Source organism: Stenotrophomonas sp. STEN029, assembly GCF_056760015.1.
Genome location: NZ_JBRREC010000007.1, coordinates 1 through 24,988 on the forward strand (window position 1 = coordinate 1; position 24,988 = coordinate 24,988).

Consider the following 24,988-nt stretch of genomic DNA (forward strand, 5'->3'; position numbering starts at 1 on the left):
AAGGGGCTTTACCGGTAATGCCAATGCCGAGCATGGCTCGGCACTACAGGTGAAGCGTTTGGCTGCAGCATTCCTGGTACAGCCTCTGCCGAGCATGGCTCGGCACTACAGGTGCATCTCTCAGGCGTTGCCTTCACCGCCGCCCAGGACACGATGCCAGCCTTCCACGCCCAGCTTGTCCAGCGTGGCGATGTTGCGCTCGACGATCACGTCCGGGTCCGGGAACGCGGCCACCGCGCGTTCCACGCTGTCTTCGCGCAGCAGGTGCAGGGTCGGGTAGGGCGAACGGTTGGTGTAATTGCTCACATCATCGGCGGCAGCACCGGCGAATTGGTACTGCGGATGGAAACTGGCGACCTGCAGGATGCCCTGCAGATCCAACGCTTCTACCGCCGCATCGGCGTTTTCCAGGAAATCGTTGTAGTCCAGGAAATCTTCCAGCACCTCCGGATGGATGATCAACGTGGTGTCGATCTGCTCGGCCGGGGTGTCGCGCAACAACACCAGCTCTTCGGCCAGCTGTTCCAGCAGCGCCTCCGGCGTGGTCGCATCGCTGAGCACGAAGCGTACCTGCTGCTTGACGTAGACCGCCTTGGCGAACGGGCACAGGTTCAATCCGATCACGGCCTTCTCCACCCAGTTGCGGGTGACGGCGATGGGATCGATGGCGGCTTCTTCGTTCATGGCTGGCGCTCGGGCTGGCAGGGCAGGCGATTGTAGTGGGCATCGGCGTTGGCTGCCGTCGGGTTGTCATCGGGCTGGTATTCACTGTCCACAAACTGGACAGCGTGCATTGTTGAAATCCCCATGCTTTCAGCAGCTTGCAACGACCTTGCCGAAGGCTAATAGGCAGGCGCGGGACGCGGGTATTCAATGTCGGCATGGACCACGCTAGGAGTACAGGCAATGGCAGAACAGGCGTTTCTTCCCCCCGCGCTATGGGCGGGAAAGCAGTTTGATGGTCAATGGCAGCCCGGTGGCAGCCTGCATGAGGTGATCGAGCCGGCTACCGGCAAGGTGCTCGGCAACATCGCGATGGCCGACCCAGCGCAGATCGCGCGCTCGGCCGCAGCCGCCGCCAAGGCGCAGCGTGACTGGGCCAATGCACCCCATGAAACCCGTGCGCAGGTGCTGCGCCGTGCCGCGCAGTTGGCCGATGAACACGCCGCCGAGATCATCGACTGGCTGGTGCGAGAGTCTGGTTCGACCAAGCTCAAGGCCGGCTTCGAGAACAAGGTAAGCACCAAGGCGTTGCAGGAGGCCGCGGCGCTGCCCTCGCGCAGCGTGGGTGAGATCCTGCCATCGGCATCGGGGCGCTTGAATCTGGCGCGACGTCGGCCGCTGGGTGTGGTCGGGGTGATCTCCCCGTTCAACTTTCCCTTGTACCTGGCGATGCGCGCGGTGGCACCGGCGCTGGCGCTGGGCAATGCGGTGGTGCTCAAGCCCGACCCGCGCACGGCGGTCTGCGGTGGCTTCGTGATCGCGCGGCTGTTTGAACTGGCCGGGCTGCCAGCCGGTGTGCTGCACGTGCTGCCGGGTGACGGCGCGGCGGGTGCGGCGCTGACCAGCGATCCCAATATCGCCATGATCCAGTTCACCGGCTCCACCGCTGCCGGTCGCAAGGTTGGCGAAGCGGCAGGCCGGCATTTGAAGAAAGTGTCGCTGGAGCTCGGCGGCAAGAACGCGTTGATCGTGCTCGACGATGCCGATATCGACCTGGCCATCGCCAATACCGCCTGGGGCGTCTACCTGCACCAGGGGCAGATCTGCATGGCCACTGGCCGCGTGTTGGTACAGCGTGGCATCTATGCGCAGTTCCTGGAGAAGCTCGTCGCCAAGGCGCAATCACTGACCGTCGGTGATCCGGCCGTTGCCGATGTCGCGCTCGGCCCCTTGATCAACGCGCAGCAGCGCGACCATGCCGCGCGCGTGGTTGCCGAGGCCGCAGCGGCCGGCGCAACCCTGGAGACCGGCGGCACCTATCAGGACCTGTTCTTCGAGCCGACCGTGCTCAGTGGCGTGGATAAGACCAATCCGGCTTTCCGTGCCGAGATCTTCGCGCCGGTGGCGGTGGTGGTGCCGTTCGACAGCGATGAAGACGCCGCAGCGTTGGCCAACGACACCGAGTACGGCCTGTCGATGGCGATCGTCTCCAGCAATGTCGGCCGCGCCCTGAAGCTGGGTGAGCAGCTGCACACCGGCATCCTCCATATCAACGACCAGACCGTGAATGATGAGGTCATCAACCCGTTTGGCGGTGTCGGTGCCTCGGGCAATGGCAGCAGCATCGGCGGCCCGGCCAACATCGAAGAGTTCACCCAATGGCAATGGTTGACCATCAAGGGCGAAGCCCCGGCCTATCCACTTTGAACAGGAGAAACCCATGAGTGCATCTGCAGAACTGCGTGACATCACCGTGGCGGTGGCGCGCGAGAAGGAAAAACCGTTCACCATCGAGAAGGCGCGCATCCGTGGTCCCAAGGATGACGAAGTGCTGGTACGCGTCGTTGCGACGGGCCTGTGCCACACCGATCTGATCGTGCGTGACCAGTACTACCCGGTGCCGCTGCCGGCGGTGCTCGGCCATGAAGGGGCGGGTGTGGTCGAGGCGCTGGGACCGGGCGTCAAGGATCTGAAGGTGGGCGACCATGTGGTGCTCACCTACGGTGCCTGCGGGCACTGCAATCCGTGCAGCGGTGGCCATGGTGCGTACTGCAAGGACTTCTTCGGCCTGAACTTCGGCGGTGGTGAACTGGATGGCAGCACCGCCATCCAGGACCCGCACGGCCAGCCATTGCACGACCACTTTTTTGCCCAGTCTTCGTTTGCGACCTATGCACTGAGCCGCGAGAACAATGCGATCAAGGTGCCGGTCGACGCGCCGCTGGAGCTGCTCGGCCCATTGGGCTGCGGTATCCAGACCGGTGCCGGTGCGGTGATCAACTCGCTCAAGGTTGGCGCGGGCAGCAGCTTTGCGTCCTATGGCGCGGGTGCGGTCGGCCTGAGCGCGGTGATGGCCGCACGCGTGGCCGGTGCCACCACCATCATCGCCATCGACGTGGTGCCATCGCGGCTGGAGCTGGCCAAGGAGCTGGGTGCCACCCATACGATCAACAGTCGCGAAGTGGATGTGATCGAGGCGGTGCGTGCCATCACCGATGGTGGTGCTGACTTCGCGCTTGAATCCACCGGTCGCCCGGAGGTGTTGGCCCAGGGCATCGAGGCGTTGGGTGGGCTTGGTGTGATCGGCGTGGTGGGCGCGCCCAAGCTGGGCACCAAGGCCGAGTTCGACGTCAACAACCTGCTGCTGGGCGGACGCAGCATCCGCGGCATCGTCGAAGGTGACAGTGTGCCCAAGGTGTTCATTCCGCAGCTGGTACAGCTATACCAGCAGGGCCGCTTCCCGTTCGACAAGCTGGTCAGGTTCTATCCGCTGGAGCAGATCAACCAGGCGGCCGAGGACAGCACCAAGGGCATCACCTTGAAGCCGATCCTCAAGATCGGTTGATGGAACAAACCATCGCGGGCCAAACCGGTCCGCGATGGCGATCCAGTCAGCGAGCGGGGTGTAGGCTGGGCGCAGTTGTCTGGAGGACGCCCATGGCCGACACGCTCGTGCAACAGCAGCAACGTCTTGCAGCGGCGCGACAGCGCTTTGCCGAAGGCGGCAGCCTTCCCGCGCAACTGCTGTCCCCCGCACTGCTGCGCTCCTGGGAGCGCTCACGGCAAGCAGGCGTGCGTCCGCAGCAGGCACCGCAGTACTCAGCGTTGGCAAAGCGGCAGACGCGTCTGGATGATCCGGCCGATCGCCTGCTGGCGCGCTGCGTGCGCCAGGACATGGATGATCTGTGGGCCGCGTTCGGTGGCCGTCGTTGGACCCTGTTCTGCGTCAATCGTGATGGTCTGATCATCGCCCAGCGCGAACATGGCCTGGGCGACGAGGCGATACTGCGGCCTATCCAGGTCGGGCGCCGCGTGCGCGAGATCGAGATTGGTACCACCGCGCCGTCCTGCGCGCTGGCCGAGGACGCGCCGGCGCTGGTGCGCGGCAACGAGCACTATCTTGATGAGTTCTCCGGCGTCTATTGCCTGAGCGTGCCGTTGCACGGCGTCGATGGTGAAGTGCTCGGAGCGCTGGACATCACCGGCATCGGCGAGCGCGACAGTGAACTGCTGCGCTGCCACTTCCGCCAGGCCGCACTGTCGATCGAGAGCCAGTTGATCCAGCAACAGCGTGACTGCCACCTGCTGGCACTGCAGCACGACGCGCGCTGGTTGGGCACGCCGCTGCAAGGCTTGTTGGCAGTGGGCGAGGACGGTCGCTTGCGGGCAGCCAACAGTGTGGCGCGGCGCATCCTCGGCCTGCCGCGTAGCGGGCCGTTGTCGCTGCAGACGTTGGATGGCGTATTCGCCGAGGCCAACGTGCACCAGCGCCGCCGCCTGTTGCAGGCTGGGCCGGTACACCGGGTGCCGTTGGGTGCGGACAGTGCCGTGCAGGTGCAGTATCTGCGCGGGCCGGTGCGCGCGCGCGTCAGCACGCGTGCGTTGGCGGCGGCGAGCCCGCTGCGTGTGCAGAGTGCGCACGCAGTGCGTGACGCGGTGGCGGCGCATGCCGGCAATCTCAGTGCGGCGGCACGTCAGCTGGGTATTTCGCGCACCACCCTGTACCGCAAGTTGCAGCAGGCCGGTTGAGCCTGCTGCAACGGGGTTACATCAGTCGCGGAAGTTGTCGAACTGCAGTGGCTGTTCGAAGTCGCTCTTTTTCAGCAGCGCCATCACTTCCTGCAGGTCGTCGCGCTTCTTGCCGTTGACGCGCAGCTTGTCACCGTTGATCTGGGTGTCGACCTTGATCTTGGATTCCTTGATCTTGGCGGCGATCTGCTTGGCCAGCTTCTGCTCGATGCCCTGCTTGACCGTTACCTGCTGGCGCGCGCCACCCAGGTTGGTCTCGATATCGCCGAATTCCATGCAGCGGAAGTCGATGTTGCGCGCGGCCAGGCGCTGCTTGAGGATGTCGGACATCTGCTTGAGCTGGAAATCGGTAGGCGCGGTGAGCTTGATCAGCTTCTCGCCATCCTGCTCGAAACTTGCCGCCACACCCTTGAAATCGAAGCGGGTGGACAGCTCGCGGTTGGCCTGGTCGATGGCGTTGGTCAGCTCGTGCTTGTCAACTTCGGATACGACGTCAAAGGAAGGCATGGGGCCTGCTCCAATCAGAAAACAGCGGTCATTCTAGGCGATTGGCGGGTAGGGGATGGTGGAGGTTGCGGCTGCTGTTGCCGTTTCGCTTGGCTTGGGCTTGCTTTCAGCTCGTCATTCCCGCGAAGGCGGGAATCGCTCCTGCTCTTGCTCCCGCATTTGCTTTGCTTTGGTTCCTCTTTCGCACGGAGGAATCGAAGCCAGAGCCAAGAGCGATGCCCCGACATTCGTCGGTTGAAAGCCCCGCCTGCGCGGGAATGACGAGCTAGGAGCGAAGACCACAGCCAAAACCAAGACCAAAGCCAAGAGCGATTCCCGCCTACGCGGGAATGACGGACCAGGGGCGAAGGGCAGAGCCAGAGCTACCGCGAGAGCAACAGCCAGAGCTGATTACAACCCCAAGCGCAGCTTCACCTCAGCCGCAATCCGGGTGGTCTCGCGCAAGGGCTCAACCGTCACACCAAGATCGGCATCAAATGCAGCCAGCCCATCCAGCAACCGACCACGCTCCCGCAAGGCCTGCTGGAAGCGCGCCATCCGCTCCTGCGCGCGCGTACCCAACAGCACGCCCACCGGTACCCGGGTGGCGCAGGCTTCCGACAGCAGGTTGACCGAGTCCGGCGTGCAGACGATCCGGTCTGCCCAGCCCAGCAGTCCGGCGTAGGGGTTGGAGCCATCGCCGCCATCGGCCCAGATCACGCCGGGCACATCGTCGAAGGCACGCAGCAGGGCGGCCGTCGCCGCGCGCGGGGTACGCCGCGAGGTGGTGGCCAGCACGCTGCCGCCCTCGGCGCGGATGCGGGCAGCCAGCTGCTGGAACAGCGGCTGGATGTCGTCGTCCTGCCACGGTGCATGATCGGTGGGGCCGCCCACCAGCAAGGCGGTGCGCGGCCCCGGCAGCTGCTCGAAGCTGGAGAACGCCGCCCGGCCCCAGGCCAGCCAGTCATCGCTGACCGGGTTGAGGCTGCCCAGCAGGGTGAGCACGTTGTCCGCGCGCAGGCGGTCATGCTCGGGTACCACCAGCAGGTCCCAGTGGCGCGGCGGAATACGCGGGTCGAGGATCTGCACGGTGCGGCTGCCGCGCTGGCGCAGCACCCGCAATGCGCCCGCAGCTTGGCGGCCACAGCCAATCGCCAATCCCGGTGCATTGCCGGCCAGCTGCGCGAACTGCGCGCCAAAGCCCCGTGCTGCGCCCGGTAGCAACCGCGGCGACAGCCAGCGCCAAGGCGCCTGTGGCTGCAGCTGCAGGCGTTGCTGGCCGCCCAGGCCCAGCGCAGACGCCAGCGCCACCGCCTGGCGCACATTGCCGGCGCGGCCGTCGGTGATCGTCCATGGGAGCGTCGATCGTTTCGCGTATGGCATTAATTCGTTTCAAAAAGGCTGGGTGTTGCAACTGCCACAGGGCTCTACACTGCGAACTCTGATCGGCGTGTCATTGTCCCGGGCTGACCGGTGCAATGTCACGACCGTAGCCAATTCATCACGGAGTTTCCATGTCCGACATCTTCAACGATGCCGCGCTTGACCAGCTGTTCCGCACCGCCCGCACCCAGAACACGTTCCAGGACCGTCCGGTCGAGGACAGCCAGCTGCGCGCCCTGTATGACCTGCTGAAGTGGGCACCCACCTCCGCCAACGCCAGCCCGGCGCGCTTCGTATTCGTCAAATCGGCCGAAGCCAAGCAGAAGCTGGCACCGGCCCTGTCCGAGGGCAATCTGGCCAAGACCCTGGCTGCCCCGGTCACGGCGATCATTGGTTTTGACCTGGATTTCCACGAGAAGCTGCCCTACCTGTTCCCCCACACCGACGCCAAGGCCTGGTTTGACGGCCCGCGCGAAGGCCGCCACGAGGCTGCGTTCCGCAACGGCAGCCTGCAGGGTGCCTACCTGATCCTGGCCGCGCGCGCGCTGGGCCTGGATGCCGGCCCGATGTCGGGCTTCGACCCGGCGAAGGTGGATGAAGCGTTTTTTGCCGGCACCGCCATCAAGTCCAATTTCCTCGTCAATCTGGGCTATGGCGACCCGTCCGGCATCTTCCCGCGCCTGCCGCGGCTTTCCTTCGACGAAGCCGCGCGTATTGCCTGATTGCTGAAGTGTTCCACGCGGCGTCCGTCACGTTGGCTGACGCCTTGCTTGTCCAGAATTATCCCGTCTATCACCTCCAAGGAGAGATCCATGTCCGCTATGACCAAGTTGCTGCTCCCGCTGGCCCTGGCCGCTGCCATCACCGCCTGCTCCAAGCCGGCTGACACCGCTGCCCCGGCTCCCGCCCCGGCCGAAACCGCCGCTGCGCCGGCCGATGCCGCTGCTGCTGCCCCGGCTGCCCCGGAAGCTGCTGCGATCCAGATCGCAGCCGGCACCTACAAGCTCGACCCGACCCACACCGACGTGCTGGTGCAGTGGAGCCACATGGGCTTCTCCAACCCGAGCGCGCACTTCGGCAACGCGGACGGCACCCTGGTGTATGACGCCGCTGACGTGGGCAAGTCCAGCGTGGAAGTGACCCTGCCGCTGAGCGGCCTGAACAGCTTCACCGTCAAGTTCGACGAGCACCTGCGCAGCGCCGATTTCTTCGATGCCGCCAAGTTCCCGACCGCTACCTTCAAGAGCACCAAGGTGGAAGCCGCTGGTACCAACAAGCTGACCGTGACCGGCGACCTGACCGTCAAGGGCATCACCAAGCCGGTGGTGCTGGACGTGACCGTCAACGGTGCCGGTGAGCACCCGATGGCCAAGGTGCCGTCGGTCGGCTTCGATGCCACCACCACGATCAAGCGCAGCGATTTCGGCGTGGGCGCCTACGCCCCGGCCGTCAGCGACGACGTCAAGATCCGCATCACCACCGAAGCCTCGATCCCGAAGGCCGAGGAAGCTGCCGCCAAGTAATCGGCCAGCGGTTTCTTCGCAGCATGCAGCAAACGCAAAGGCCCGCCATTGGCGGGCCTTTGTCGTTAAGCCCTGAAGCCCCTCTCCCTCCGGGAGAGGGGTTGGGGTGAGGGTAGGCGAAAGCGCGTCAAGCAAGCCGTAAGCAGCTACATGGCTTCCTGGCCTTTGTAGGAGCGGCGTCAGCCGCGAAGCCGATACATCATCAGTTGGCAAAGATGCGGATGGTTTCAATTCCGTCAGCTTCGCGGCTTACGCCGCTCCTACAGATGAACCCCAATCCGCGCTCAAGCAAGCCGCGCTGGCATCCCGGCAAGCCGCACATGCCCCACCAACTGCCGCAGATAGCCACCCGCTACACATAGCAGCGCATCACCAACCGGCTTCAATGCGCGCCTGCCCCAGCGCTGATGGAAATGCCGCGCATACGGCAGCAGCACATCCGAAACAATCACCATCAACTGTGCGGAGAAAAGCGCGAACAGCACGTCCAGCCCCAATGCATCCAGCACAGGCACCAACGTAGCCAGTTCCGGGTTGGAGACGATGCACAGAATCACGACGGTGGTAAGCAAGGCGGCCGCTCGGCCGCGCCAGTGGTGGTTTTTCATCTGTCGAACCATACCAAGTTGCGGCGCGGTTGATGGCGGAGAGGCGGGCCTGCGCTGTTGGACGCAGATCGGAACGGGCAGGCTTCAACGATTCGAGCAGGCATCCGTTGGCAGGGACATCGCGCGCGCCGGGGCGTCTGCGGGTTCATGGCCGCGCTCATCCCTGCGCATCTTGCCAATGTCGCTTGCCCCCTCGGCGGCGGCAGCGGTGCCGTCCTGGCCCGCCAGTTGTCTGGCCAGCTCGACATTGGCGATATGCCCATGCATGAACAGCAGATCGGTGTAAACGCTCATTTCCCTGCTCCGTGTTGAGAGTGGGTTGAGGTTAGTTCCGGGCTATAGTCCGTAAAAGCGAGCATCCTTCAAGCGATTGTTGAGGAAAACTCAAGTCCAATGTCCAGGCCGCCACTCCAGTTCCTGCAGGGTTTCGTGCTTGCTGCGCGCATGGGCAACATGTCGCGTGCTGCCGAGGCGATGAACGTCACCGTCAGTGCCTTGAGCCACCAGATGCGCCAACTGGAGCAGCGGCTCGGCTATCCGCTGCTGCTACGGCAGGCACGCGGCGTGGCACCGACGCAGGAAGGGCGACGCCTGCTGGACCAGATTGGCCCGCATCTGGATGCGATCAACGAGGTGTTCAGGCCGTTCCAGGCGCGGCGCGATTGTGTGTTGTCGATCAGCGCGGTGCCGACGATGGCGTCGGCATGGTTGGTGCCACGTTTGGGTCGTTTCGTGGCGGCGCATCCGCAGATCGAGATCAACCTGCAGTCCAACCAACTGCTGATCGATTTCGAACGGCAACTGCAGTTCGATGGGGCGATGCGCATCGGTGATGGTCGTTGGCCGGGCGTGATTGCCGAGCCCCTGATCGATGAGTGGCTGGTGCCAATGGCCAGTCCGGCACTGGTGGAGCGCATGGGCGGCATCGGTACGAAACCGCTGTCGGAGTGGCCGCTATTGGGTGACCCGGATGGCGAGTGGGACCGCTGGTTCGCCTTGACCGGAGCGGAAGCGCCCAAGCGCTACGTTGCCATCTTCGATGACTCCGAGTCGCACCATCGTGCGGCATTGGAAGGCGTGGGTGTGGCGCTAGGGCGGGTGACGCGCGCACAGCTGCTGTTGCAGTCAGGCCAGTTGCAGTTGCTGTCCGATCAACGACTCAAGACAGCATGGTCGCATTGGCTGGTCTACCCGGAGCGTTCGACCAGCCATCGCGGCTTCCTGGCATTCCGCGAATGGCTGCACGCGGAAGCTGCTGCGTATCGTGAACACATGGGCGAACAGCGCTGAGCTTGGCGGCCAGCAATCATTGCCTGCCGACCGCGTTGTTACCTGATCCAAGGCGCAAACACGCGCAGGCGCTGCGGTTGCGAAGACAGCGTAAACGCCACCAACATCGCCGCGGCGCTCAAGGCCATCACCCAGACCAGCACCGCCATCGTGGCGTGATCCACCGCCAGGCACAGCACCAGTGCAACGCAGACGCTGAAGCTGCCGAGGATGCGCAGCAAGCGCAGGGTGGCCGGCGATGGCTGGCGTGGCCACACCTGCAGCGCATGTACCTGCATCGACAGTGCCAGCCATGCCATGCCGGCAAGGCTGCTCAGCAGTGCGGCGGCCAGCATCAGATTGGCAGACAGCGACTCATGCATGCGCGTTCTCCCGGTGTGCGGCCTGTTTGGCATGCGCGCGCTGGCCGAGCTTGCGGGCAGCGATCATGGCCACGCACGCACTGCCGAGCAGGAACAGGTCGATACCCGCCACCGGCCAATAGCCGCGCGCCAGCGTGCGCAGCAGATGGTCGCCGGTGGTGATCCAGTTCAAGGCCACGGCTGCGACTGCCATCACCGCGATGGCCCAGGTCTGTTCGCGCCATGCCGGGTTGGCCAGGCCGCGTGCCACCGGTGCACCGCGCACACCCGCATGCACCAGCGCCAGCGCCCACACCGCCCAGAACGCATAGCGCTCCCAGTCGCCACGGCCGGGCAGGGCCTCGGGCAGCAGGCGGTTGGCAATCAGGATGCCGAGCGTGGCCAGAACCATGCCGGTCACCGTGGTCACCGCAAGCGCGTCCACGATGCGTGCGCCTTGGCTGCCTTGTTGGGCGTGCTGGCGCTTGCGCTTCTCGACGAAGAAGATGAAGCCGGTGGCGATGCACACGGCACCGGCAAGGCCGCCGAACACGTACAGCCAACGCAGCAGCCAATGGCGGAAGTGTTGCAGGTGCAGGCCGGTGAGGAACTCGGCCATGCGTGCCATCGGCGTGGCGGCTGGATCTTCGCGGATCAGCTTGCCGTCGGAGGATTTGAAGTGGATGCCATCGCCTACCAATGCGATGCGGTCGGTGCCGGCGCGGTACACGCTGACGTAGCCGTTGGCATCGCCAACATGTTGCAGCACCAGGAAACCGACATCGCCGGCCTTGTCATTGGCCTGCCAACGCTGCTGTGCCTGCGCGACCATCGCATCCACCGATGCCAGCCCCGCGGCAACGCCTGCGCGCTGATGCGGCAGGCCGGTTTCCTGCGCTTCCATCCGTTCGTGCAGGTCGTGCAGATCATGCAGCTGGGTGTGGCCGACCGGAAAGTAATAGGTGCCGGCAAAGATCAGCAGGCCGGTCAGTGCGAAGAAGAAGTGGAACGGCAGCGCCACCACGCCGGTGAGGTTATGCAGGTCCAGCACGCTGCGCAGCCTGGCCTTGCCCGGGCGGAAAGTGAAGAATTCGCGGAAGATCTTCCGGTGCATCACCACGCCGCTGATCAACGCGGCCAGCATCACCAAAGCGGAGAAGCCGACGATCCAGATGCCCAGGTTCTTCCAGTCCAGGGTCAGGCCGTAGTGCAGCGGAAAGAAGAAGCCGCTGCCGATCTTCAAGTGATCGTCGGGCAGCACGCTGCCATCGCGCGGATCGATGGTGGTATAGGCCCAGATCAGTTCTTCCGGGTCCTTGGCGTTGGGCACCTGATAGCCCGCGTACAGGGCTAGCACGGGGTCACGGTGGGTGGTGTAGGCACTCCAGCTGGCGACCTTGTCGAAGTGCGTGGGCATCGGCCCGTTGACACGCGGGCGCATCGCATCGATGGCGTCCTTGGTCGGCTGCATGCGCTCGAAGGCAGGCCGCAGGATCTTCTCGAAGGACGGCATCGGCTGCGCTTCGATGCGGGTGGCGGGAATCGCCCAACGATCGATTTCGCGGTCGAAGACGGACAGCGCGCCAAAGAAGAACGCCGCCATCAGCACGAAACCCAGCACCAGGCCGAACCAGGTGTGCAGCCACGCCATTGCTTGCCGGAAACTATTGAACATGGACTTCTCCGGTCATGCGAGCAGGGATTGGACCAGCGATGCAGCGCCCGCCATCAATAGTCCGCCGCCGAACAATACGACCCAGACGCGCAGCAGGCGCTGGGTCGCGATGCTCCACAGGAACACCGTCACGTAGGCGAGCAGACCGATGAAGGCACCGAGGAACTCTGCATCGTGGAAGTCGAGCTTGGCCGCGAACAGCAGGCAGGTCGCCAGCGCCACCGTGCCCCAGGCAAAGACGTAGCCGCCGAACATTGCGGCCAGCACCCGCAGTACGACCTGACGTCGCGAGCGGGAAGTAGCAGTGATGGTGGTTGCTTGGGACATGGTGGCGGTGACGTCTCGGGTATCAGTTTCGTTGCAGCGTTGCTTGAGCCCCTCTGCCTCCGGGAGAGGAGTTGGGGAGAGGGCGAGGGTCGGGGTGTAGGTGAGGTTGTAGCGAAGTGCTACCCCTCTCCCGCCCCTTCGGGGCACCCTCTCCCGCAAGGGGAGAGGGGTGGAGCCAAAAACCAAAAACCAAAAACTAAGACTGCTTCGCTATCCGCCGTCCTCAGAACCGCCAGTCAAAACTCAGCTGGTAGTTCCGCGGTGCACCGTAGTAGCCAATCTGGTACAGGCTGTTGATGTACTTCCGGTCGGTGAGGTTGTTGATGTTGGCGCGTATCGTTGCGTTGGGCAGCACGTCCCAGGCGGCGAAGGCGTTGAGCACGGCATAGCTGCCCTGGCGCACCACCATGTTGGTGTAGCTTTCCTTGGTGGAGGTATCGCTCTGCCAGCGGCCACCCAGGCCGAACGACAGTGCTTCATAGTTCGGCAGGCGAGAGGTCAACATCAGGTTGGCGGTGCGGCGCGGCACCCAGGTATAGGTGCTGCCACCGTCCTGGTTGCTCATCTTCAGCTGGGTGTAGCCGAATACCAGGTTGGTGTTGTCGCTGAGCTTGCCGGTGGCTTCGAACTCCACGCCCTTGGACTCCACGTCCACACCGTAGTACCAGTAGTTGGCGGTGGCGAAGTCATAGCCGCCATAGGTGGACAGGTTTTCCTGCTTGGCCTTGAACAGCGCCAGCGTGGTCAGCAGGCGGCGGTCCAGCCATTCGGCCTTGATGCCGACTTCGTAGTTCACGCCCTTGGTCGGGTCCAGGTAGACATGCTTGATGTCGTACTGGTCCTGCGGCTGGTAGATGTCGGAATAGCTGACATAACCAAGCACGCTGTCATTGAAGTCCCAGGTCAGGCCGGTATAGGGACTGATATGGTCTTCGGTCTGGTTGAAGGCAACGCCGTTGTTGCCGTCGCGGTGGTACTCCGCCCAGTTGAAGCCGATCACCGACTTCAGGCGATCGGTGAAGCTCAGCCGGGTCGCACCATAGCCGCGCTTCAGGCGCTGGTTGGTCCAGTTGGATCTGGTACGCGGGCCCCATTGCGGTTCGGCAATGGCGTTGCCTGCATAGGGGAAGGCGGGCAATGCGCCAAACGAAGGATCGCTGCTATCTACCGGGTGGTCCCAGGTGGTCTCTTCGCTCTTGGCGATGCTGAAGCCGAACACGGCTTCCTGCTCGCGGCCGAACAACTGGAAACGACCATTCAAGGTGATATCGCCCAGGTGCGAGCTGCCTTGGTCGATGCCCTTGTACGACCAGCCAACCAGACCTTCGGCGGTCAGCGGATCCAGTCCGGTGGTGGTGTAGGCGAAGAACAGCTGGTCATCGCTGCCACTCTTGCGGTAGTTGTACGAGGCCTTTACCTGCCAGTCCGCACCCAACTGGTGGGTGTATTCGGCGAAGGCGGTTTCGGTCTTGGTATCCCAGTAGGTCCAATCCTGGGTGGTGGAGGCGCTGCGGCGCCATGACGCCTGCGTGCCATCAGCGTTGACGAAGGTCAGCGCACCCCACATGTTCTGGTCGCTGTTGGCTTTCTGCCAGGAATAGCCCACGGTCAGCGTGCCGTTGTCGCCAATCTGGCCATCGACCACGCCGTAGAAGAAGTTGCGGTCGGTATTGAAGCCGCGCAGGTAGGAGTCGGCGTCTTCATGCGCAGCCGCCACCCGACCGGCCCAACGGCCATCCTCGGTGAAGGGCGTGGAATAGTCGATCTCGACGCGGCGCTTGCCCCACGAGCCAACGCTGACGCCCAGCTGGCCCTTGGCCTCGTTGGTGGGGCGCTTGCGCACGTAGTTGATGGTGCCCGAAGCGTTGCCCACGCCGGTGAGCAGACCGTTGGCGCCGCGGATGACCTCGAGCTTCTCGTAGCCGAAGGCATCCATCGCACCGGTGACGATGCCCCAGTCATTGGGCAGGCCGACGCCGTCGATCTGGGTGTTCTTGATGTCGAAGCCGCGCGCCACGTAATTGGTGCGGTTGGTTTCCCATTCCTCCACCTGGATGCCGGTGGCCAGGCGCAGCGCGTCGTTGATGTTGTCGATGCCGAACTGCTGCATCTGCTCGCCACTGACCAGGCTGATCGACTGCGGGGTTTCCTTGATATCCAGATCAAGGTTGGTGGCACCGTTGCTGACCCGGTTGGCACGCTGCGATACCACGCGCACCGTATCCAGCTGGGTAGCGGTGTCATTTTCCGTGCCGGAGGCAGAGGCGGAGACGCTCTGTGGCGCGGCCATGGCAACGCCACAGCTGCTGGCCAAGGCCAGGCAGATGGCGACCTGCAGACAGTTGCGGGTATTGCGGAACGGGAACGATGAGCCAGCGGCATGAGCCGGGCGGGCGAGGGAGCGACTGGGGTGCATGAGCGAACCTGAACGGATTTAGATAACGGATTGACCACGGGCGGGGCGGTCCCGCTTCCGTTGCGGGTGATAACTGCGCTCAAGCGGGCGGCGATGTTAGTGGGAAATTAAATGCGAATGATTCGCAGTTTGCAACTGTTCGGGCAGTCAGGTTTCGTCAAAAGGCCGTGTCTGCGCGGCGTCACCCGGCTGAATCAGACCATGTGCCGGGTCACCTGCAGCATGCTGGCGGCGCCTTGTATGCTTTGGCCGACGCCCGCGAGCCCGAGGTCAAGATGTCCGACGCGCTTCATGCAGAGGTTGAACGTCGTGCTCCCCTGCAACGCCTGGCCTGGGCATTGCTGTGGCTGGCCTTGGCCGCGCTGAGCCTGCATTTCCTGCTCGCCGTCCATGGCCAGTACCGTCACCTGGACCCCGAGCACTACACCATGTACTGGTCGCGGCGCGGCTGGTTGTGGCTGCATATAACCGGTGGTGTGCTGGGCATCGTGCTCGGGCCGCTGCAGTTCCTCACCCGCTGGCCGCGTGCCTGGCCGCGCCTGCACCGTTGGTTTGGGCGTTGCTACATCAGCGGCATGTTGTTGGCCTGTGCAGCAGCGGTGGGCTTGATCGCCACCTCGCCGGCGCCTGCCTCGATCACCACCGCGTTTGCGGGTACTGCGCTGGCCTGGTTGCTGACGGCCTTGGTGGCAATGATCAGCATCCGCCGTGGCAAAGTTGCATGGCATCGCCGCTGGATGACGCGCGCCTACCTGGTCACGCTGGCACCAGTGGTGTTCCGGTTGCTGTTGCCGGCGTGGATAGCGAGCGGGCATGCGCCCAGTCCGGACGCCATCGCGCTGCTGTTGTGGAGCAGCTGGGTGGTGCCGTTGCTACTGCAAGGCGTGCTGTCGAGTGCGTGGACGAGGTGGCGGGGACGAGCGCTGTCAATGGCCGCTCCCGCGGGGTGATGCTTCCTGCTGCCAGTTGGACTGACGGGCGATTCAAGGCTCAGCGGGTGAGCCGACAGCGCCACGCAATACCGGGATGAAGCGCACCGCCATGCCAACCAGCAGGAAGCCCAGCAGCATCGCTACTGAGTTGGCCAGCACCTTGGCAAAACCAAGCTTGGCGACATCGATGAAGTAATACGGATACATGCCGGTGAGCTCGCCGCGGATCAGCGCGTAGATGAAGTAGCCGACCGGATAGATGCACCATGCCAATGGTGCGAGCGCGCCAAGTCGGTTACGTGGCGCAAACACCATCCAATAGGCAAGTGCGCAGAGTGGCACGACGTAGTGCAGCAGGTAGTCGGCAAGCAGCTGCAATCCCTGCGGGCTCCAGGCATTGCGCAGCAGCAGGTGATAGCCCGCACCCACCATGACAATCGAGGTGATCGCACAACCCAATACCTCGGGCTTGGCGAAGAACCGGCCAGGAGGTGTGGCTCCGGCAACCAGCGGCAAGGTGGCTGAAAGCGCGACGAACAGATTGGTAAGCACCGTGAAGTAGGCGAGGAAGGCAAGCGTTCCATGGAGGGCACCACGGCCATTGGAAAACGCCAATTCAATGGACAGGTAGAGCTGCAGCAGCAGCGCCGACCATGCGACGACTGCCAGTGCTGCCAGCATCTTCCTGTCGAGCGGGTGAGGCTTGGTCTGCATCTGCTCTCCGAAGGAGTTCAACTGCCCGGGTAGGAAGAGTAGCGCAGTACGAGCATTCAGCCCGCAAGCAAGCTGGCTCGGCGGTCAGCCGCTGCTGAAAGCCCATCTCCCTGCACGGGAGATGGGTTGGGGAGAGGGCGACCCAAGCACCACTGCCGCCGGGGGCGCGGAAAACTCCGAAGCGGATGCTCCTTCTTGGCCAGCCGCAGTGCCACTCAGCCCACCGGCAGGAACCGCGTCACCTTGTGCTTGAGCAGCTGCACCAAGATGGGATCCATGTAGTCGTAGTCATCCGGTATATCCAGGCAGATGACGCGCTTGCCATCCAGATGTGCGCGGAACTTCTTGGACAGCTTGTTGCGATGGGCTTTTTCCATCACGAAGATCAGGTCCGCCCAAGCCAGCAGCTCTGGTGACACCGGCGTATTGGCATCATTTCCCAGCCCGGCCGACTGCGTTTCAATACCCGGCCAGTTGGCGAAGACCTGCTCTCCGGTGGGACTGCGCAAGCGATTCTGGGTGCAGATGAAAAGGACGTTGCGTGGCATGACGGCTCCCTCGAAGTCTGGTGCCTGCTCAGGCGGAAGGTGCAGGGGGGGTGGCTCGAGTGCCGCGGCGCAGGAGCATTGCAGTGAACACGGCAACCGCCAGCAACGGCCAACCGAAGAACACTCCCCGGAAAAGCAGCGAGCCATTTACCAGCCCGATAAGGACCAATGAAACCAGGCTGCCACAGCCGAAACCCATCCAGATAAATGTGCTGTTGAAGCTGTGCTGGTCAGTGCCAAGCACGAAATAGGCACGCCACAACGCGACGATGCCGAGCCAGCCGCCACTCAGACAGGCCAATACCAGCGCGGCGCTGCCCAGGTGTTGCTGGCGCTGGATCGACTCCAGCGCGAACATCAGGCCCAACGCGCTATAGAACAACGCCACCAGCGTACTCGGCACGATCACCACGAAGCCGATGAGCTGGGCCAGCAATTTCGTTCGCATGTGATCCTTCACGTGGAGTGCGGACTGCGCCGCAGATAGGTTCAAGCCGGGGTTGGCAGCGTGTGGTCGACCCAACCGCCGCAGGCCTGTGCGGAGTACTGCAAAGCGCGATCAACGGGTATCCGTTTCCACCACCACGGCAGTTCCGTAGCAGAGCACTTCGGTGAGTCCGGTCATCAGCTCGGTGGCGTCATAGCGCACACCGATGATTGCATTGGCGCCAAGCTGACGGGCGTGGGCGACCATGTCGCGGTAGGTTTCATCGCGGGCCTGTTCGCACAGCTCCGTGTAGATGGTGATGTTGCCGCCGAAGATGGTCTGCAAGCCGCCGAGGAAATTGCCAACGATGGAACGCGAACGCACAGTGATGCCGCGTACCAGGCCGAGGTTGCGCACGGCGCGATAGCCCGGCAGTTCCAGCGCGGTGGTGATCATCGCGTCGTTGAGCAGGGCAGGTGTCGTGCGGCTGGTGGAGGTGTTGTAAGGGTCGGTCATGGTGAGTGCCGGCAAGGTGCATCAGGGAGCTGAGTATGCGTGCATTCCAATGGTTGGCACCATGGCTTCCCGTGCAACACGGATGGGAACCGGCCCGCTGGGCGGGCCGGGAGTTCGGAATGTCAGGCCGACCGCACCAAGGCCGCCGTCGCCTTGCGTACTACCGGTAACAGCAACAGCAGGATGGGGAAGGCGACCAGCCACGAGATTCCCCAGGCAGCGAGCCACTTGGAGCCGAGCTGCGGTGACATACCGATGCTCTTCAGTGTGCTGATCAGGGAGACGACGCAGGTCATCAGGATGGACAGCAGCAAGGGCATGACCAAGGCGCCGTAGCGCAAGGGCAGCTTGGGAATGCCGAAGGCAATGATGTTCTTGTTTGTAGCGTTCACGGTGATCTCCTGGATCCGGTCAAGCAATGGCGCCTTCCGCCCATGGATGGGCGAACAGCCCCGGCAATGCCGGAGTTGATGGGCGCGTTGGTTGACGTGAACGCTTACGGCCGTCGCGTGAGTCGCGAGGACGCGCAGATGGTAGGAGCTGATAGTGCTTCTGGCAAGCGCTTCCAGGTTGCCGCCGGGGAAGCAATGCGCTTCATTGCCCGGCCAGCTCGCGCAGTTCAATGACCCGGTCGATGTTCAGTTGCATCGGGCAGAACGAATACATCGGCGAGCCAACATAGGAGCCCGCGAGTTCGCAGTGCAGGTCCCGGTACACCAGCCAGGCCTTCTGGGCGCGCTCCAGCCTTGCTGCATCGTTCGCGTTCTCCGCAAGCAATTTGCTGTTGATGGCACGGTAGAGGCGTGTCATCTCCGCTTTTGCATGCTCCGAGGTCACCGATGAGCAGGCCTCCACGGTACCGTTGTTGATGCCGCCGGCCTTGGCCAGGCAGTCGTTATAGGCCTGCTGGTGGTCCACCGGGGTGGCGGCAGCGGGCCACGCCAAGCCTGCAAGCAACAACAGGGAAACTACATTGGGTCGCATCGTGCAGCGCCTGTGCTGTGGCAGCCGCAGCTGCCGTGGTGATCGTCTTCGCGGATCTGCAAGGGCCAATCGGCTCAGCGCCGCGTGAGCTCCTGCCCATCGACGGTCATCTTCCAGCTGCCGTCCACTTGATGCGGCGGCACGGAGACCACGAAACGCGTGGTCAACGGGCCGACTCCGGCGATGAAGTCATTGCCTTCATAGGCCTTGATTGGTGCATCCAGTGATTTGCTGACCGACGGGCTCGGTTGGTGCTTGTAGATGACGCGCCCGCTGGCATCGATGAGCAGCGAGGTGGTGGTCGATTCCCAGGTGCCGACATAAGCCTGCTTGTCTGCCGGAACCGGCTTGCCACAGGCCGCAAGCACAAGGGTGAACAACAGGGCGAGCAAGGCAAGGCGGCCGCGACGCAGCACTTCCGGCAGCAAGATGTTGTGGGCAGTGCGATGGGCTGTGGTGTATCGCATCCGGGGCTTCCTTTTGGTGGATGGAGGATCAGCCGGTTCGTTGCTGATCGGGGTGTTCGACGTGCGCAACTCTGCCTAGGAAAATCACTGCTAGCAAGCGCGGAGTCTGCGATTGCCTGCCGTTAGCCATGCGGAGAACAAATGCGCGTGATGCTGGCTTGGTGCTGATCCCATGCCCGCAAACGTTGTGCGCAGGTGCGTGCAATACCGTTATTCCTGCGCCGAGAACGAGGCGTGATAGGCAACGGTTCCCTGCGGCAGCCGTGTATCGAACGAAAGCGCCTGGAAGTACTCGGCGGGCACGCCTGGCAAGGTGAGCGCATCAGTGGCCTTGAATCCGAAACGCGCGTAGTAGCTTGGTTCGCCAAGCACCACGCAGCCGCCTGCAGCAAGTACGCGCAGCTGATCGAGTGCTGCTTCGATCAGCTGGCTGCCAATGCCCTTGCCCTGCAGATCGGGCACGACGGATACCGGTCCAAGCCCGTACCAACCCACGTCCTCACCGGCGATCGTCACCGGCGACACCGCAACGTGGCCGACGATCGCACCCGATTTTTCTGCTACCAGGGAGACGGTGAGCTGGCCGGAGCGGCGCAATGCCGCAACGATGAATTGCTCGGTGTGATCGGTATGCGGTGCCTCCAGAAAGGCGGCGACCGTCACTGCTTCGATGGCCGCGATGTCGGCGGTGGTTTCCGGGCGGATCTGGATGTCCATGGGAGCAGGTAGCGTTTGCGGGGAGGATTGGGTACGGAAGCATATCGGTTGGGCGGCGTGACATCAGTCGCATGCAAGCAAGCGTGACAACAGGCTCAAGCTAAGCCGGAGGCGTACCTTGCACGCCGTAGCCCGGGTAAGCGCAGCGCACCCGGGGTCGTTCGCGGGCGGCAATGGCAGCTGGCGGGTTTCACCAGCCCGTCTACGACTACTGGCAGCCGAGGGTGACGATAGGCTCAAGGTAGGCGGCGAGGCTGCCTTCGGCGTCCATGGCGACGAGTGAGTCGAAACGTGGAATGCGTGCGGCAGGATCGGTGGCCAGCAATGCCTTGTAGGCCTTGAGCATGCTGCGCATGCCGGCGAGCTGTGATGGCTGCAAGGCGCCCTTCTGTGATGGGTTGGCGACCTGGAAGGCCGCGCTGCCAAAGATGAACTGCGCCAGCAGTTCCGGGCCATTGGGAGTACCCGTTGCGGGCACCGGCGCCAGCACGTCCGGGCAGACGTAATCCACCACGTCCCTGGTGCTGTCCTCCCATTCAAGCAGCAGGGCGCGGATGCTGGTCGCCTCCGGATGGCGCGGCTGCGCTTCCAGCAGTGCGGTCAGGCCGACAACCTGTGAGCTGTCCACCTTCAACCTGCCCTGGCCCTGGGCGACCGCGCCTAGCGGCAGGAGCAGGGCGAGCGTGAGCGTGAGCGTCTGGCTGAAGAATCGCATGGCATGGATTCCCTGGACGACAAGGGCCTGCGCGCGCCCGATCGAGCAGGCGCCCCGGCTGACCCGGTACCGAGGCCAGCCGGGTGATGATTGAACGTATCGCGTATAGGTTCAATCAAATTTGGCGGCAACCAGGCGTGCCCGGCGCATCAGTTGCGCAGTCATCGACGTCGCCCCTGCCAATTCCCTGCTGCCGTTGCCGCACACGCCATCGCTGCGCTTACCTGCAGGCGGCGTTGACCTGCTGGTCCAGGCTGGCCCTCATATCGGCCGTGGCCTGTGCTCCTGCAGCGCCCAGCGCTGCCGTGCGCATCGCCTTGGCGCCATCGCAGTTTTCGTTGCCAGCGGTCGTCGTATAGCGAACCTGCACGCGCCGTTGGCCCGGCCCGGCCGGGGCCGCAGTGATGGCCTGGGTCGGGTTGGACGGGGAGGGCGATGCATACCGGCGTGACGAGGTTTCGCCTTCGCGGCAGGGGATGGACTGGTAGCTGGTTTCACCCTTCGGGCCGGTGCACTTGTACACGGGCTGCGCCTGCGCCGTCGGGATGCTGAAGTAAAGAACGGCTGAGGCGAGCAGGGGGAGACAAGCCTTTGTCATTGAAGCTCCGTGACGAATCATGAACAGGGAAGGCGCTGATTATGTCCGCTCGCGGTCAGCGAATCTGGAACCGCTGCGCGTTTCCACAAAGCTGGTTGCAGTTTTTCGGAACCTTCCAATGCCCGGGCCAGCATGCAAGGTCTGGCACCATGCGCAAACTCATTTTGCGTCCTGGGTCTGCTCCGAGATGACACCGTCGATCCAATCCGCGTAATGGCTGATGCGGACATTGCAGGCAACCTGGCCGTAGCGTCCGGGCCGTGCGGTCAGCACGTTGCCCTGCACAACCTTCCAGGAGCCCAGCCCGGCGAGCAACCACTGATTGCCGCTCTGGATCAATGCCGGGCCACCGCTGTCCCCGTTCCCGAGTACACCCTCAAGCGGCAGGGCCGAAGGTGGTGCATCGAACACATAGCAGAGCCAACGGTCGTACGCACTGCTGACCGTGTTGAATGCACGCCGCAGCTCCGTGCGGTTGGGGCCGCTGGGGTCGTGCCCGATGTCACCGGTGCCGGTGGCCCCTTTGCCGATCAGCTTGATGGTCTGGCCAGCCTCATCGTCACGCTTGTAGGCGGCCACCGATGCGACATCGGTAACAGGCTGGCGCAGCTTGATCAGCGCGATGTCATCCGATGAGGCAAGGAACACCACGATCAACATCGCCTCACCGCTGGCTGTGGCTTGATCGATCAGCGTCTGCGGCAGTGTTCTGTAACCCGGGTGGATGATGACGCGCTCCACCTCGCGCGGCAGCCCGTTGATCGTCACCTGCTTGAGCTCAGCATGCCGGGGCAGGGTATGTGCAGCCGTGACCGCCCACTGCGGAGCAATCAAGCTGCCATGCCCCTCGCCGGGCATGTCGACCAGCGCGGGAAACTCGCTGCTGGTAATCCGGTACTTGGCGTCATCAACATCGTGGCGGATGACGATGGCATCAGCAGTCGAGGACAGTGTGAGGAGTAATGCGAACAGCAGGCCTGCGAGGGATTTCATGAGCATCCTTTGGTCGGTAGTCCCTGTCGCTGTTGGGGCCGGTACCTGAAACGAATGGGTAGCAAGGCAGTATTGGCTTGCATGGGTTTTCCGGGCGTTGCCCGGTGAAAGGATTCATCTCTGATGACGCGCTATGGCATTCCGAGCCTGTCGAGCCAACGAAGTGCGTCATCGGTCCATTGATCGGTATCTGTTCCTTGCCGCTTGACGCCAAAGGCATGTCCGCCGGTTGCATACAGCTTGAGCTCTACGTTTACGCCAGCCTTCCTCAGCGGTTCCTCGTACACGCGCGAATAGTAGGCCGGATCGACTGCATCATCCTCGGCGTGTATGAGCAGGGTTGGTGGCACGTCGCTGGAAATGTGAATGTCGGTGTTCAGCTCTCCTGCTGCGACTGACTTGGGAGTCTTGTTCTTGTGCTCCATGGTCAGGTGTCCCGGATAAACCGGAATCGCGAAATCAGGGCGGCTGCTCATCTGGTCGACTGCATCGATTGGCTCGTAGGTTCGATGTCGGAAGGCTGTGGATGCCAAGACCGCCAGGTTCCCTCCTGCAGAGAACCCCATGACGCCGATCTTGTCGGGGTCGATGGCGTACGCACCCGCGTTGTAACGAACAAGAGCGATCGCCCTCTGAGCGTCCTGCAACGCCATTGGGATTTCGGGTTGCTCGTGCCTTCTGGTCTCGCTGTTCCAATTGCATCCAGTGTTGGGGACGCGATATTTCACCAGGATGCAGGTGATGCCCGAATCGGTCAGCCATTTGCAGACATCAGCGCCTTGCGGCCCAAGCGTGCTGTTGGGGCCTATCGCCAAGGCTTTGTAGCCGCCACCCGGAAAGACGAGGATGGCGGAACGCGAGGAGTTGATCTTCGGTGAATAGACGAGATATGTCGGATGAGTCAACGCCCACTTCTCGTGGGCGAGTGCATTGATGCCGTCCAGAAGAACCTGGGAGCCCTCGGGCCATAGCGGCACCTCCAGCCGATAGCTGACAGCGGAAGAGCCCGGGTTGTGCGCGCCTGCCGGCTGCGAGGCGGGTGCCGGGCTACGTGGAGGGTACTGGTTGTCCGAGGCGAGGGCTGAACAAGCTGAGATCAACAGAAGCGCGGCACTCAACAAGGTAACTGCTGAAGGAAGCATGTGCGTGTCCTACGGCTGCGGGTTTGCAGGTGGTTGAGCAGTACCAGCCTCTGGAGTTGTGGTGCCCTGTAGCGGATCGGTCTGACCTGTCATGCCGTTGGCTGGCGAAGCAGGTTCGACGTGTTCAAGATGCTGGGCATACCTCTCCATTTGTGACTGGATGATGGCCCGCGGCCGTGCACACTACCGGGAATGGCCTTGGTCAGCGGCCTGCTCCAAAGCCGCGATGCGCTCGACCAGCGTGTCGACCGCCGCCTCCATGGCCCGTGCGGTATGGTCGCCACTCTGGTTGGTGATGATGAAGATGCCAAGGTCGTACTTCGGGATGATGTAGACATAGCACTGTGAGCGGGGCACGCCACCATGATGTGCATAGTACCTGCCTTTCAAGCGGTCGCCGCTGACGATGTTCCAGAAATAGCCGATGCCGAATTCGGGATCGAAGTTCACCAGTGTGCGATGGGATTCCTCCACGACCGGTCCATTGGCGAGTTGGAATCTCAGGTATTTCACCATCTCCGGAACTGTTGCTTTCACGTTTCCGGACGCACCCCAGGGCAGCTGGGGCATTGCCGTGGTCGGTAGCGGATTGTCACTGTGATAGCCAACTGCAAGCCGTGTCGCGTCAGCATCGCCAAGGCGGATCCTGGTATCCGTCATCGCCATGGAATCTCGCAGGAACCCACGCAGAAGTGACTCGTAGTCGCTCTTGTAAGCCACTTCCAGTACGTGCGCCACCAGTTCGGTCCCGGTGCTGGAATATGCGTACTCCTTTCCGGGCGCTCGGCCAATCTCGACCGCATGCAGGTCCTTGAAGAATTCGCCCTTTCCGTAGCTGGCGTAGATGGCATTGAGCTCAGCGGGCGTACGCCGGTCGGTGAAGTCGGCCAGTACGGTATTGGCGCGCTCCGGCAGCATGTTCGGCAGGCCACTGGTATGCGACAGCAGATGGCGGATGCGGATCGGCTCGCCGTGGTATTGCAGGTTGGGATAGTCGTCTTGCAGATATTTCCGGATATCGTCATCCAGGCTGATCCTGTGCTCCAGGACGGCATTCGCGGCCAAGGTTCCCGCCAGCGTCTTGCTCAATGAGCCGATTTCGTAGAGCGTCGCATCGCTCGGTACCCCAGGGGTGCCGGCAACCATGTCACCGCGGTGATGAGTGAACTCCTTGCCCCGGTGCACGACTGCGATTGAGGTCGAGTGCAGCAAAGGCTGCTCGATGAGCGTTGCAGCGACTTCTTCGATGTCTGCCTCCAGACCCTTCGCGGGAGCCGGCTCGCCCTTGCAGCTCGCGCCAAGGAGTGCCGCTGACAGTACGAAGAAGTAGAAGCACCACCTGTTTCGAAAAGCCATCGAAGTCGCTTGCATGCGTCGGCGCTTGAAGTGGGATAGGGAAGGACTCATAAAGTAGCCGAATACCCGCCGCAACGCCGTAGTGGTTCCAGCACTTGAACTGGGAGGGCACTTGTGGGAGCACTGGAGGTATTGAAG

General features: G+C 63.2%; 29 protein-coding genes. 7 read left to right on the forward strand and 22 right to left on the reverse strand.

Translation table 11 applies throughout. From position 1 onward, the window contains the following. Positions 1-120: 120 nt before the first annotated feature. Positions 121-684 carry a DUF1415 domain-containing protein gene (locus ACVOLI_RS02725; protein WP_481533421.1) on the reverse strand — a complete coding sequence of 188 codons (564 nt, stop codon included), beginning with the start codon at positions 682-684 and terminating at the stop codon, positions 121-123. 222 nt (positions 685-906) lie between these two features. Between ACVOLI_RS02725 and ACVOLI_RS02730 the strand changes: the two genes are divergently transcribed. From ACVOLI_RS02730 to ACVOLI_RS02740, 3 genes are all read left to right on the forward strand, one after another. After that, positions 907-2,370, forward strand: a complete 1,464-nt coding sequence (locus ACVOLI_RS02730) for a benzaldehyde dehydrogenase (RefSeq protein ID WP_481533422.1) — start codon at positions 907-909, stop codon at positions 2,368-2,370. A gap of 13 nt (positions 2,371-2,383) precedes the next feature. Next, a complete protein-coding gene (locus ACVOLI_RS02735; protein ID WP_481533423.1) occupies positions 2,384-3,508 on the forward strand; it encodes an NAD(P)-dependent alcohol dehydrogenase in 1,125 nt (374 codons plus the stop codon). 92 nt (positions 3,509-3,600) lie between these two features. Further along, positions 3,601-4,692, forward strand: coding sequence for a helix-turn-helix domain-containing protein (locus ACVOLI_RS02740; protein WP_481533424.1), 1,092 nt, complete (start codon positions 3,601-3,603; stop codon positions 4,690-4,692). A gap of 21 nt (positions 4,693-4,713) precedes the next feature. On the opposite strand, the gene ACVOLI_RS02745 is transcribed toward ACVOLI_RS02740, so the two are convergent. Together ACVOLI_RS02745 and ACVOLI_RS02750 are read right to left on the reverse strand one after the other, a co-directional pair. Further along, on the reverse strand, positions 4,714-5,199 hold the full coding sequence (locus ACVOLI_RS02745; RefSeq protein WP_282272294.1) for a YajQ family cyclic di-GMP-binding protein: 486 nt from the start codon (positions 5,197-5,199) through the stop codon (positions 4,714-4,716). Between the two features lie 390 nt (positions 5,200-5,589). Then, entirely contained in the window at positions 5,590-6,561 is a 972-nt protein-coding gene (locus ACVOLI_RS02750) for a mitochondrial fission ELM1 family protein (RefSeq protein ID WP_481533425.1), read from the reverse strand. 131 nt (positions 6,562-6,692) lie between these two features. Here ACVOLI_RS02750 and ACVOLI_RS02755 point away from each other — a divergent pair, with 131 nt between their 5' ends. Then, positions 6,693-7,283, forward strand: coding sequence for a malonic semialdehyde reductase (locus tag ACVOLI_RS02755; protein ID WP_282272292.1), 591 nt, complete (start codon positions 6,693-6,695; stop codon positions 7,281-7,283). Positions 7,284-7,373: 90 nt separating this feature from the next. Beyond that, entirely contained in the window at positions 7,374-8,084 is a 711-nt protein-coding gene (locus ACVOLI_RS02760) for a YceI family protein (RefSeq protein ID WP_481533426.1), read from the forward strand. 284 nt (positions 8,085-8,368) lie between these two features. On the opposite strand, the gene ACVOLI_RS02765 is transcribed toward ACVOLI_RS02760, so the two are convergent. Both ACVOLI_RS02765 and ACVOLI_RS02770 read right to left on the reverse strand, forming a co-directional pair. After that, positions 8,369-8,692, reverse strand: coding sequence for a hypothetical protein (locus ACVOLI_RS02765; RefSeq protein ID WP_481533427.1), 324 nt, complete (start codon positions 8,690-8,692; stop codon positions 8,369-8,371). An 84-nt stretch (positions 8,693-8,776) separates the two neighbouring features. After that, complete coding sequence (locus ACVOLI_RS02770) at positions 8,777-8,986, reverse strand: hypothetical protein (protein ID WP_481533428.1); 210 nt, start codon at positions 8,984-8,986, stop codon at positions 8,777-8,779. 99 nt (positions 8,987-9,085) lie between these two features. On the opposite strand from ACVOLI_RS02770, the gene ACVOLI_RS02775 reads away from it, so the two are divergent. Further along, positions 9,086-9,982, forward strand: a complete 897-nt coding sequence (locus tag ACVOLI_RS02775; RefSeq protein ID WP_481533429.1) for a LysR substrate-binding domain-containing protein — start codon at positions 9,086-9,088, stop codon at positions 9,980-9,982. Positions 9,983-10,020: 38 nt separating this feature from the next. Here ACVOLI_RS02775 and ACVOLI_RS02780 read toward each other — a convergent pair whose 3' ends face one another. From ACVOLI_RS02780 to ACVOLI_RS02795, 4 genes are all read right to left on the reverse strand, one after another. Continuing rightward, positions 10,021-10,344, reverse strand: a complete 324-nt coding sequence (locus ACVOLI_RS02780) for a DUF3325 domain-containing protein (protein WP_282273005.1) — start codon at positions 10,342-10,344, stop codon at positions 10,021-10,023. Continuing rightward, the gene (locus ACVOLI_RS02785) at positions 10,337-11,998 is read right to left on the reverse strand and encodes a PepSY-associated TM helix domain-containing protein (RefSeq protein WP_481533430.1); all 1,662 of its coding nucleotides are present in this window, start codon (positions 11,996-11,998) and stop codon (positions 10,337-10,339) included. Before ACVOLI_RS02785 ends, ACVOLI_RS02780 begins: the two co-directional genes overlap by 8 nt. 12 nt (positions 11,999-12,010) lie before the next feature. Then, positions 12,011-12,325 (reverse strand): iron uptake protein, encoded by a 315-nt coding sequence (locus ACVOLI_RS02790; protein ID WP_481533431.1) that lies wholly within the window; start codon positions 12,323-12,325, stop codon positions 12,011-12,013. Positions 12,326-12,548: 223 nt separating this feature from the next. Then, on the reverse strand, positions 12,549-14,741 hold the full coding sequence (locus ACVOLI_RS02795) for a TonB-dependent siderophore receptor (RefSeq protein ID WP_481533432.1): 2,193 nt from the start codon (positions 14,739-14,741) through the stop codon (positions 12,549-12,551). 275 nt (positions 14,742-15,016) lie between these two features. On the opposite strand from ACVOLI_RS02795, the gene ACVOLI_RS02800 reads away from it, so the two are divergent. Beyond that, positions 15,017-15,691: a DUF2306 domain-containing protein gene (locus ACVOLI_RS02800; RefSeq protein WP_481533433.1), complete on the forward strand. Its 675-nt coding sequence runs from the start codon at positions 15,017-15,019 to the stop codon at positions 15,689-15,691. A gap of 33 nt (positions 15,692-15,724) precedes the next feature. Here ACVOLI_RS02800 and ACVOLI_RS02805 read toward each other — a convergent pair whose 3' ends face one another. The 13 genes from ACVOLI_RS02805 to ACVOLI_RS02865 all read right to left on the reverse strand — a co-directional run bounded on the left by ACVOLI_RS02805 (position 15,725) and on the right by ACVOLI_RS02865 (position 24,850). After that, positions 15,725-16,387 carry a Pr6Pr family membrane protein gene (locus ACVOLI_RS02805; RefSeq protein WP_481533434.1) on the reverse strand — a complete coding sequence of 221 codons (663 nt, stop codon included), beginning with the start codon at positions 16,385-16,387 and terminating at the stop codon, positions 15,725-15,727. A gap of 215 nt (positions 16,388-16,602) precedes the next feature. After that, positions 16,603-16,935 (reverse strand): low molecular weight protein tyrosine phosphatase family protein, encoded by a 333-nt coding sequence (locus ACVOLI_RS02810; protein WP_481533435.1) that lies wholly within the window; start codon positions 16,933-16,935, stop codon positions 16,603-16,605. 28 nt (positions 16,936-16,963) lie between these two features. Beyond that, positions 16,964-17,383: a hypothetical protein gene (locus ACVOLI_RS02815; protein ID WP_481533436.1), complete on the reverse strand. Its 420-nt coding sequence runs from the start codon at positions 17,381-17,383 to the stop codon at positions 16,964-16,966. Positions 17,384-17,494: 111 nt separating this feature from the next. Further along, positions 17,495-17,878: a YbjQ family protein gene (locus tag ACVOLI_RS02820; RefSeq protein ID WP_481533437.1), complete on the reverse strand. Its 384-nt coding sequence runs from the start codon at positions 17,876-17,878 to the stop codon at positions 17,495-17,497. A 122-nt stretch (positions 17,879-18,000) separates the two neighbouring features. Next, entirely contained in the window at positions 18,001-18,270 is a 270-nt protein-coding gene (locus tag ACVOLI_RS02825; protein ID WP_481533438.1) for a DUF2798 domain-containing protein, read from the reverse strand. A gap of 202 nt (positions 18,271-18,472) precedes the next feature. Beyond that, the gene (locus ACVOLI_RS02830; RefSeq protein ID WP_296249702.1) at positions 18,473-18,862 is read right to left on the reverse strand and encodes a lysozyme inhibitor LprI family protein; all 390 of its coding nucleotides are present in this window, start codon (positions 18,860-18,862) and stop codon (positions 18,473-18,475) included. Positions 18,863-18,936: 74 nt separating this feature from the next. Continuing rightward, a complete protein-coding gene (locus tag ACVOLI_RS02835; protein WP_481533439.1) occupies positions 18,937-19,329 on the reverse strand; it encodes a hypothetical protein in 393 nt (130 codons plus the stop codon). Between the two features lie 210 nt (positions 19,330-19,539). Beyond that, positions 19,540-20,046 carry a GNAT family N-acetyltransferase gene (locus ACVOLI_RS02840; protein WP_481533440.1) on the reverse strand — a complete coding sequence of 169 codons (507 nt, stop codon included), beginning with the start codon at positions 20,044-20,046 and terminating at the stop codon, positions 19,540-19,542. A gap of 208 nt (positions 20,047-20,254) precedes the next feature. Beyond that, on the reverse strand, positions 20,255-20,761 hold the full coding sequence (locus tag ACVOLI_RS02845; protein ID WP_481533441.1) for a hypothetical protein: 507 nt from the start codon (positions 20,759-20,761) through the stop codon (positions 20,255-20,257). A 220-nt stretch (positions 20,762-20,981) separates the two neighbouring features. Beyond that, entirely contained in the window at positions 20,982-21,284 is a 303-nt protein-coding gene (locus tag ACVOLI_RS02850) for a hypothetical protein (protein WP_296249694.1), read from the reverse strand. 234 nt (positions 21,285-21,518) lie between these two features. After that, the gene (locus ACVOLI_RS02855; protein WP_481533442.1) at positions 21,519-22,352 is read right to left on the reverse strand and encodes a trypsin-like serine protease; all 834 of its coding nucleotides are present in this window, start codon (positions 22,350-22,352) and stop codon (positions 21,519-21,521) included. A 131-nt stretch (positions 22,353-22,483) separates the two neighbouring features. Continuing rightward, positions 22,484-23,494: an alpha/beta hydrolase gene (locus ACVOLI_RS02860; protein WP_481533443.1), complete on the reverse strand. Its 1,011-nt coding sequence runs from the start codon at positions 23,492-23,494 to the stop codon at positions 22,484-22,486. Between the two features lie 183 nt (positions 23,495-23,677). Next, the gene (locus ACVOLI_RS02865; protein ID WP_481533444.1) at positions 23,678-24,850 is read right to left on the reverse strand and encodes a serine hydrolase domain-containing protein; all 1,173 of its coding nucleotides are present in this window, start codon (positions 24,848-24,850) and stop codon (positions 23,678-23,680) included. Between the last annotated feature and the right edge of the window lie 138 nt (positions 24,851-24,988).

Bases quoted from the DNA above. Each gene is read 5' to 3' on its own strand.
- ACVOLI_RS02770 (WP_481533428.1), bottom strand. From the start codon at position 8,986: ATGAGCGTTTACACCGATCTGCTGTTCATGCATGGGCATATCGCCAAT.
- ACVOLI_RS02790 (WP_481533431.1), bottom strand. From the start codon at position 12,325: ATGTCCCAAGCAACCACCATCACTGCTACTTCCCGCTCGCGACGTCAG.
- ACVOLI_RS02830 (WP_296249702.1), bottom strand. From the start codon at position 18,862: ATGCGACCCAATGTAGTTTCCCTGTTGTTGCTTGCAGGCTTGGCGTGG.
- ACVOLI_RS02760 (WP_481533426.1), top strand. From the start codon at position 7,374: ATGTCCGCTATGACCAAGTTGCTGCTCCCGCTGGCCCTGGCCGCTGCC.
- ACVOLI_RS02865 (WP_481533444.1), bottom strand. From the start codon at position 24,850: ATGGCTTTTCGAAACAGGTGGTGCTTCTACTTCTTCGTACTGTCAGCG.
- ACVOLI_RS02785 (WP_481533430.1), bottom strand. From the start codon at position 11,998: ATGTTCAATAGTTTCCGGCAAGCAATGGCGTGGCTGCACACCTGGTTC.
- ACVOLI_RS02775 (WP_481533429.1), top strand. From the start codon at position 9,086: ATGTCCAGGCCGCCACTCCAGTTCCTGCAGGGTTTCGTGCTTGCTGCG.
- ACVOLI_RS02745 (WP_282272294.1), bottom strand. From the start codon at position 5,199: ATGCCTTCCTTTGACGTCGTATCCGAAGTTGACAAGCACGAGCTGACC.
- ACVOLI_RS02740 (WP_481533424.1), top strand. From the start codon at position 3,601: ATGGCCGACACGCTCGTGCAACAGCAGCAACGTCTTGCAGCGGCGCGA.
- ACVOLI_RS02750 (WP_481533425.1), bottom strand. From the start codon at position 6,561: ATGCCATACGCGAAACGATCGACGCTCCCATGGACGATCACCGACGGC.
- ACVOLI_RS02815 (WP_481533436.1), bottom strand. From the start codon at position 17,383: ATGCGAACGAAATTGCTGGCCCAGCTCATCGGCTTCGTGGTGATCGTG.
- ACVOLI_RS02795 (WP_481533432.1), bottom strand. From the start codon at position 14,741: ATGCACCCCAGTCGCTCCCTCGCCCGCCCGGCTCATGCCGCTGGCTCA.
- ACVOLI_RS02730 (WP_481533422.1), top strand. From the start codon at position 907: ATGGCAGAACAGGCGTTTCTTCCCCCCGCGCTATGGGCGGGAAAGCAG.
- ACVOLI_RS02810 (WP_481533435.1), bottom strand. From the start codon at position 16,935: ATGCCACGCAACGTCCTTTTCATCTGCACCCAGAATCGCTTGCGCAGT.
- ACVOLI_RS02800 (WP_481533433.1), top strand. From the start codon at position 15,017: ATGTCCGACGCGCTTCATGCAGAGGTTGAACGTCGTGCTCCCCTGCAA.
- ACVOLI_RS02805 (WP_481533434.1), bottom strand. From the start codon at position 16,387: ATGCAGACCAAGCCTCACCCGCTCGACAGGAAGATGCTGGCAGCACTG.
- ACVOLI_RS02820 (WP_481533437.1), bottom strand. From the start codon at position 17,878: ATGACCGACCCTTACAACACCTCCACCAGCCGCACGACACCTGCCCTG.
- ACVOLI_RS02845 (WP_481533441.1), bottom strand. From the start codon at position 20,761: ATGCGATTCTTCAGCCAGACGCTCACGCTCACGCTCGCCCTGCTCCTG.
- ACVOLI_RS02860 (WP_481533443.1), bottom strand. From the start codon at position 23,494: ATGCTTCCTTCAGCAGTTACCTTGTTGAGTGCCGCGCTTCTGTTGATC.
- ACVOLI_RS02735 (WP_481533423.1), top strand. From the start codon at position 2,384: ATGAGTGCATCTGCAGAACTGCGTGACATCACCGTGGCGGTGGCGCGC.
- ACVOLI_RS02855 (WP_481533442.1), bottom strand. From the start codon at position 22,352: ATGAAATCCCTCGCAGGCCTGCTGTTCGCATTACTCCTCACACTGTCC.
- ACVOLI_RS02835 (WP_481533439.1), bottom strand. From the start codon at position 19,329: ATGCGATACACCACAGCCCATCGCACTGCCCACAACATCTTGCTGCCG.
- ACVOLI_RS02755 (WP_282272292.1), top strand. From the start codon at position 6,693: ATGTCCGACATCTTCAACGATGCCGCGCTTGACCAGCTGTTCCGCACC.
- ACVOLI_RS02725 (WP_481533421.1), bottom strand. From the start codon at position 684: ATGAACGAAGAAGCCGCCATCGATCCCATCGCCGTCACCCGCAACTGG.
- ACVOLI_RS02765 (WP_481533427.1), bottom strand. From the start codon at position 8,692: ATGAAAAACCACCACTGGCGCGGCCGAGCGGCCGCCTTGCTTACCACC.
- ACVOLI_RS02840 (WP_481533440.1), bottom strand. From the start codon at position 20,046: ATGGACATCCAGATCCGCCCGGAAACCACCGCCGACATCGCGGCCATC.
- ACVOLI_RS02780 (WP_282273005.1), bottom strand. From the start codon at position 10,344: ATGCATGAGTCGCTGTCTGCCAATCTGATGCTGGCCGCCGCACTGCTG.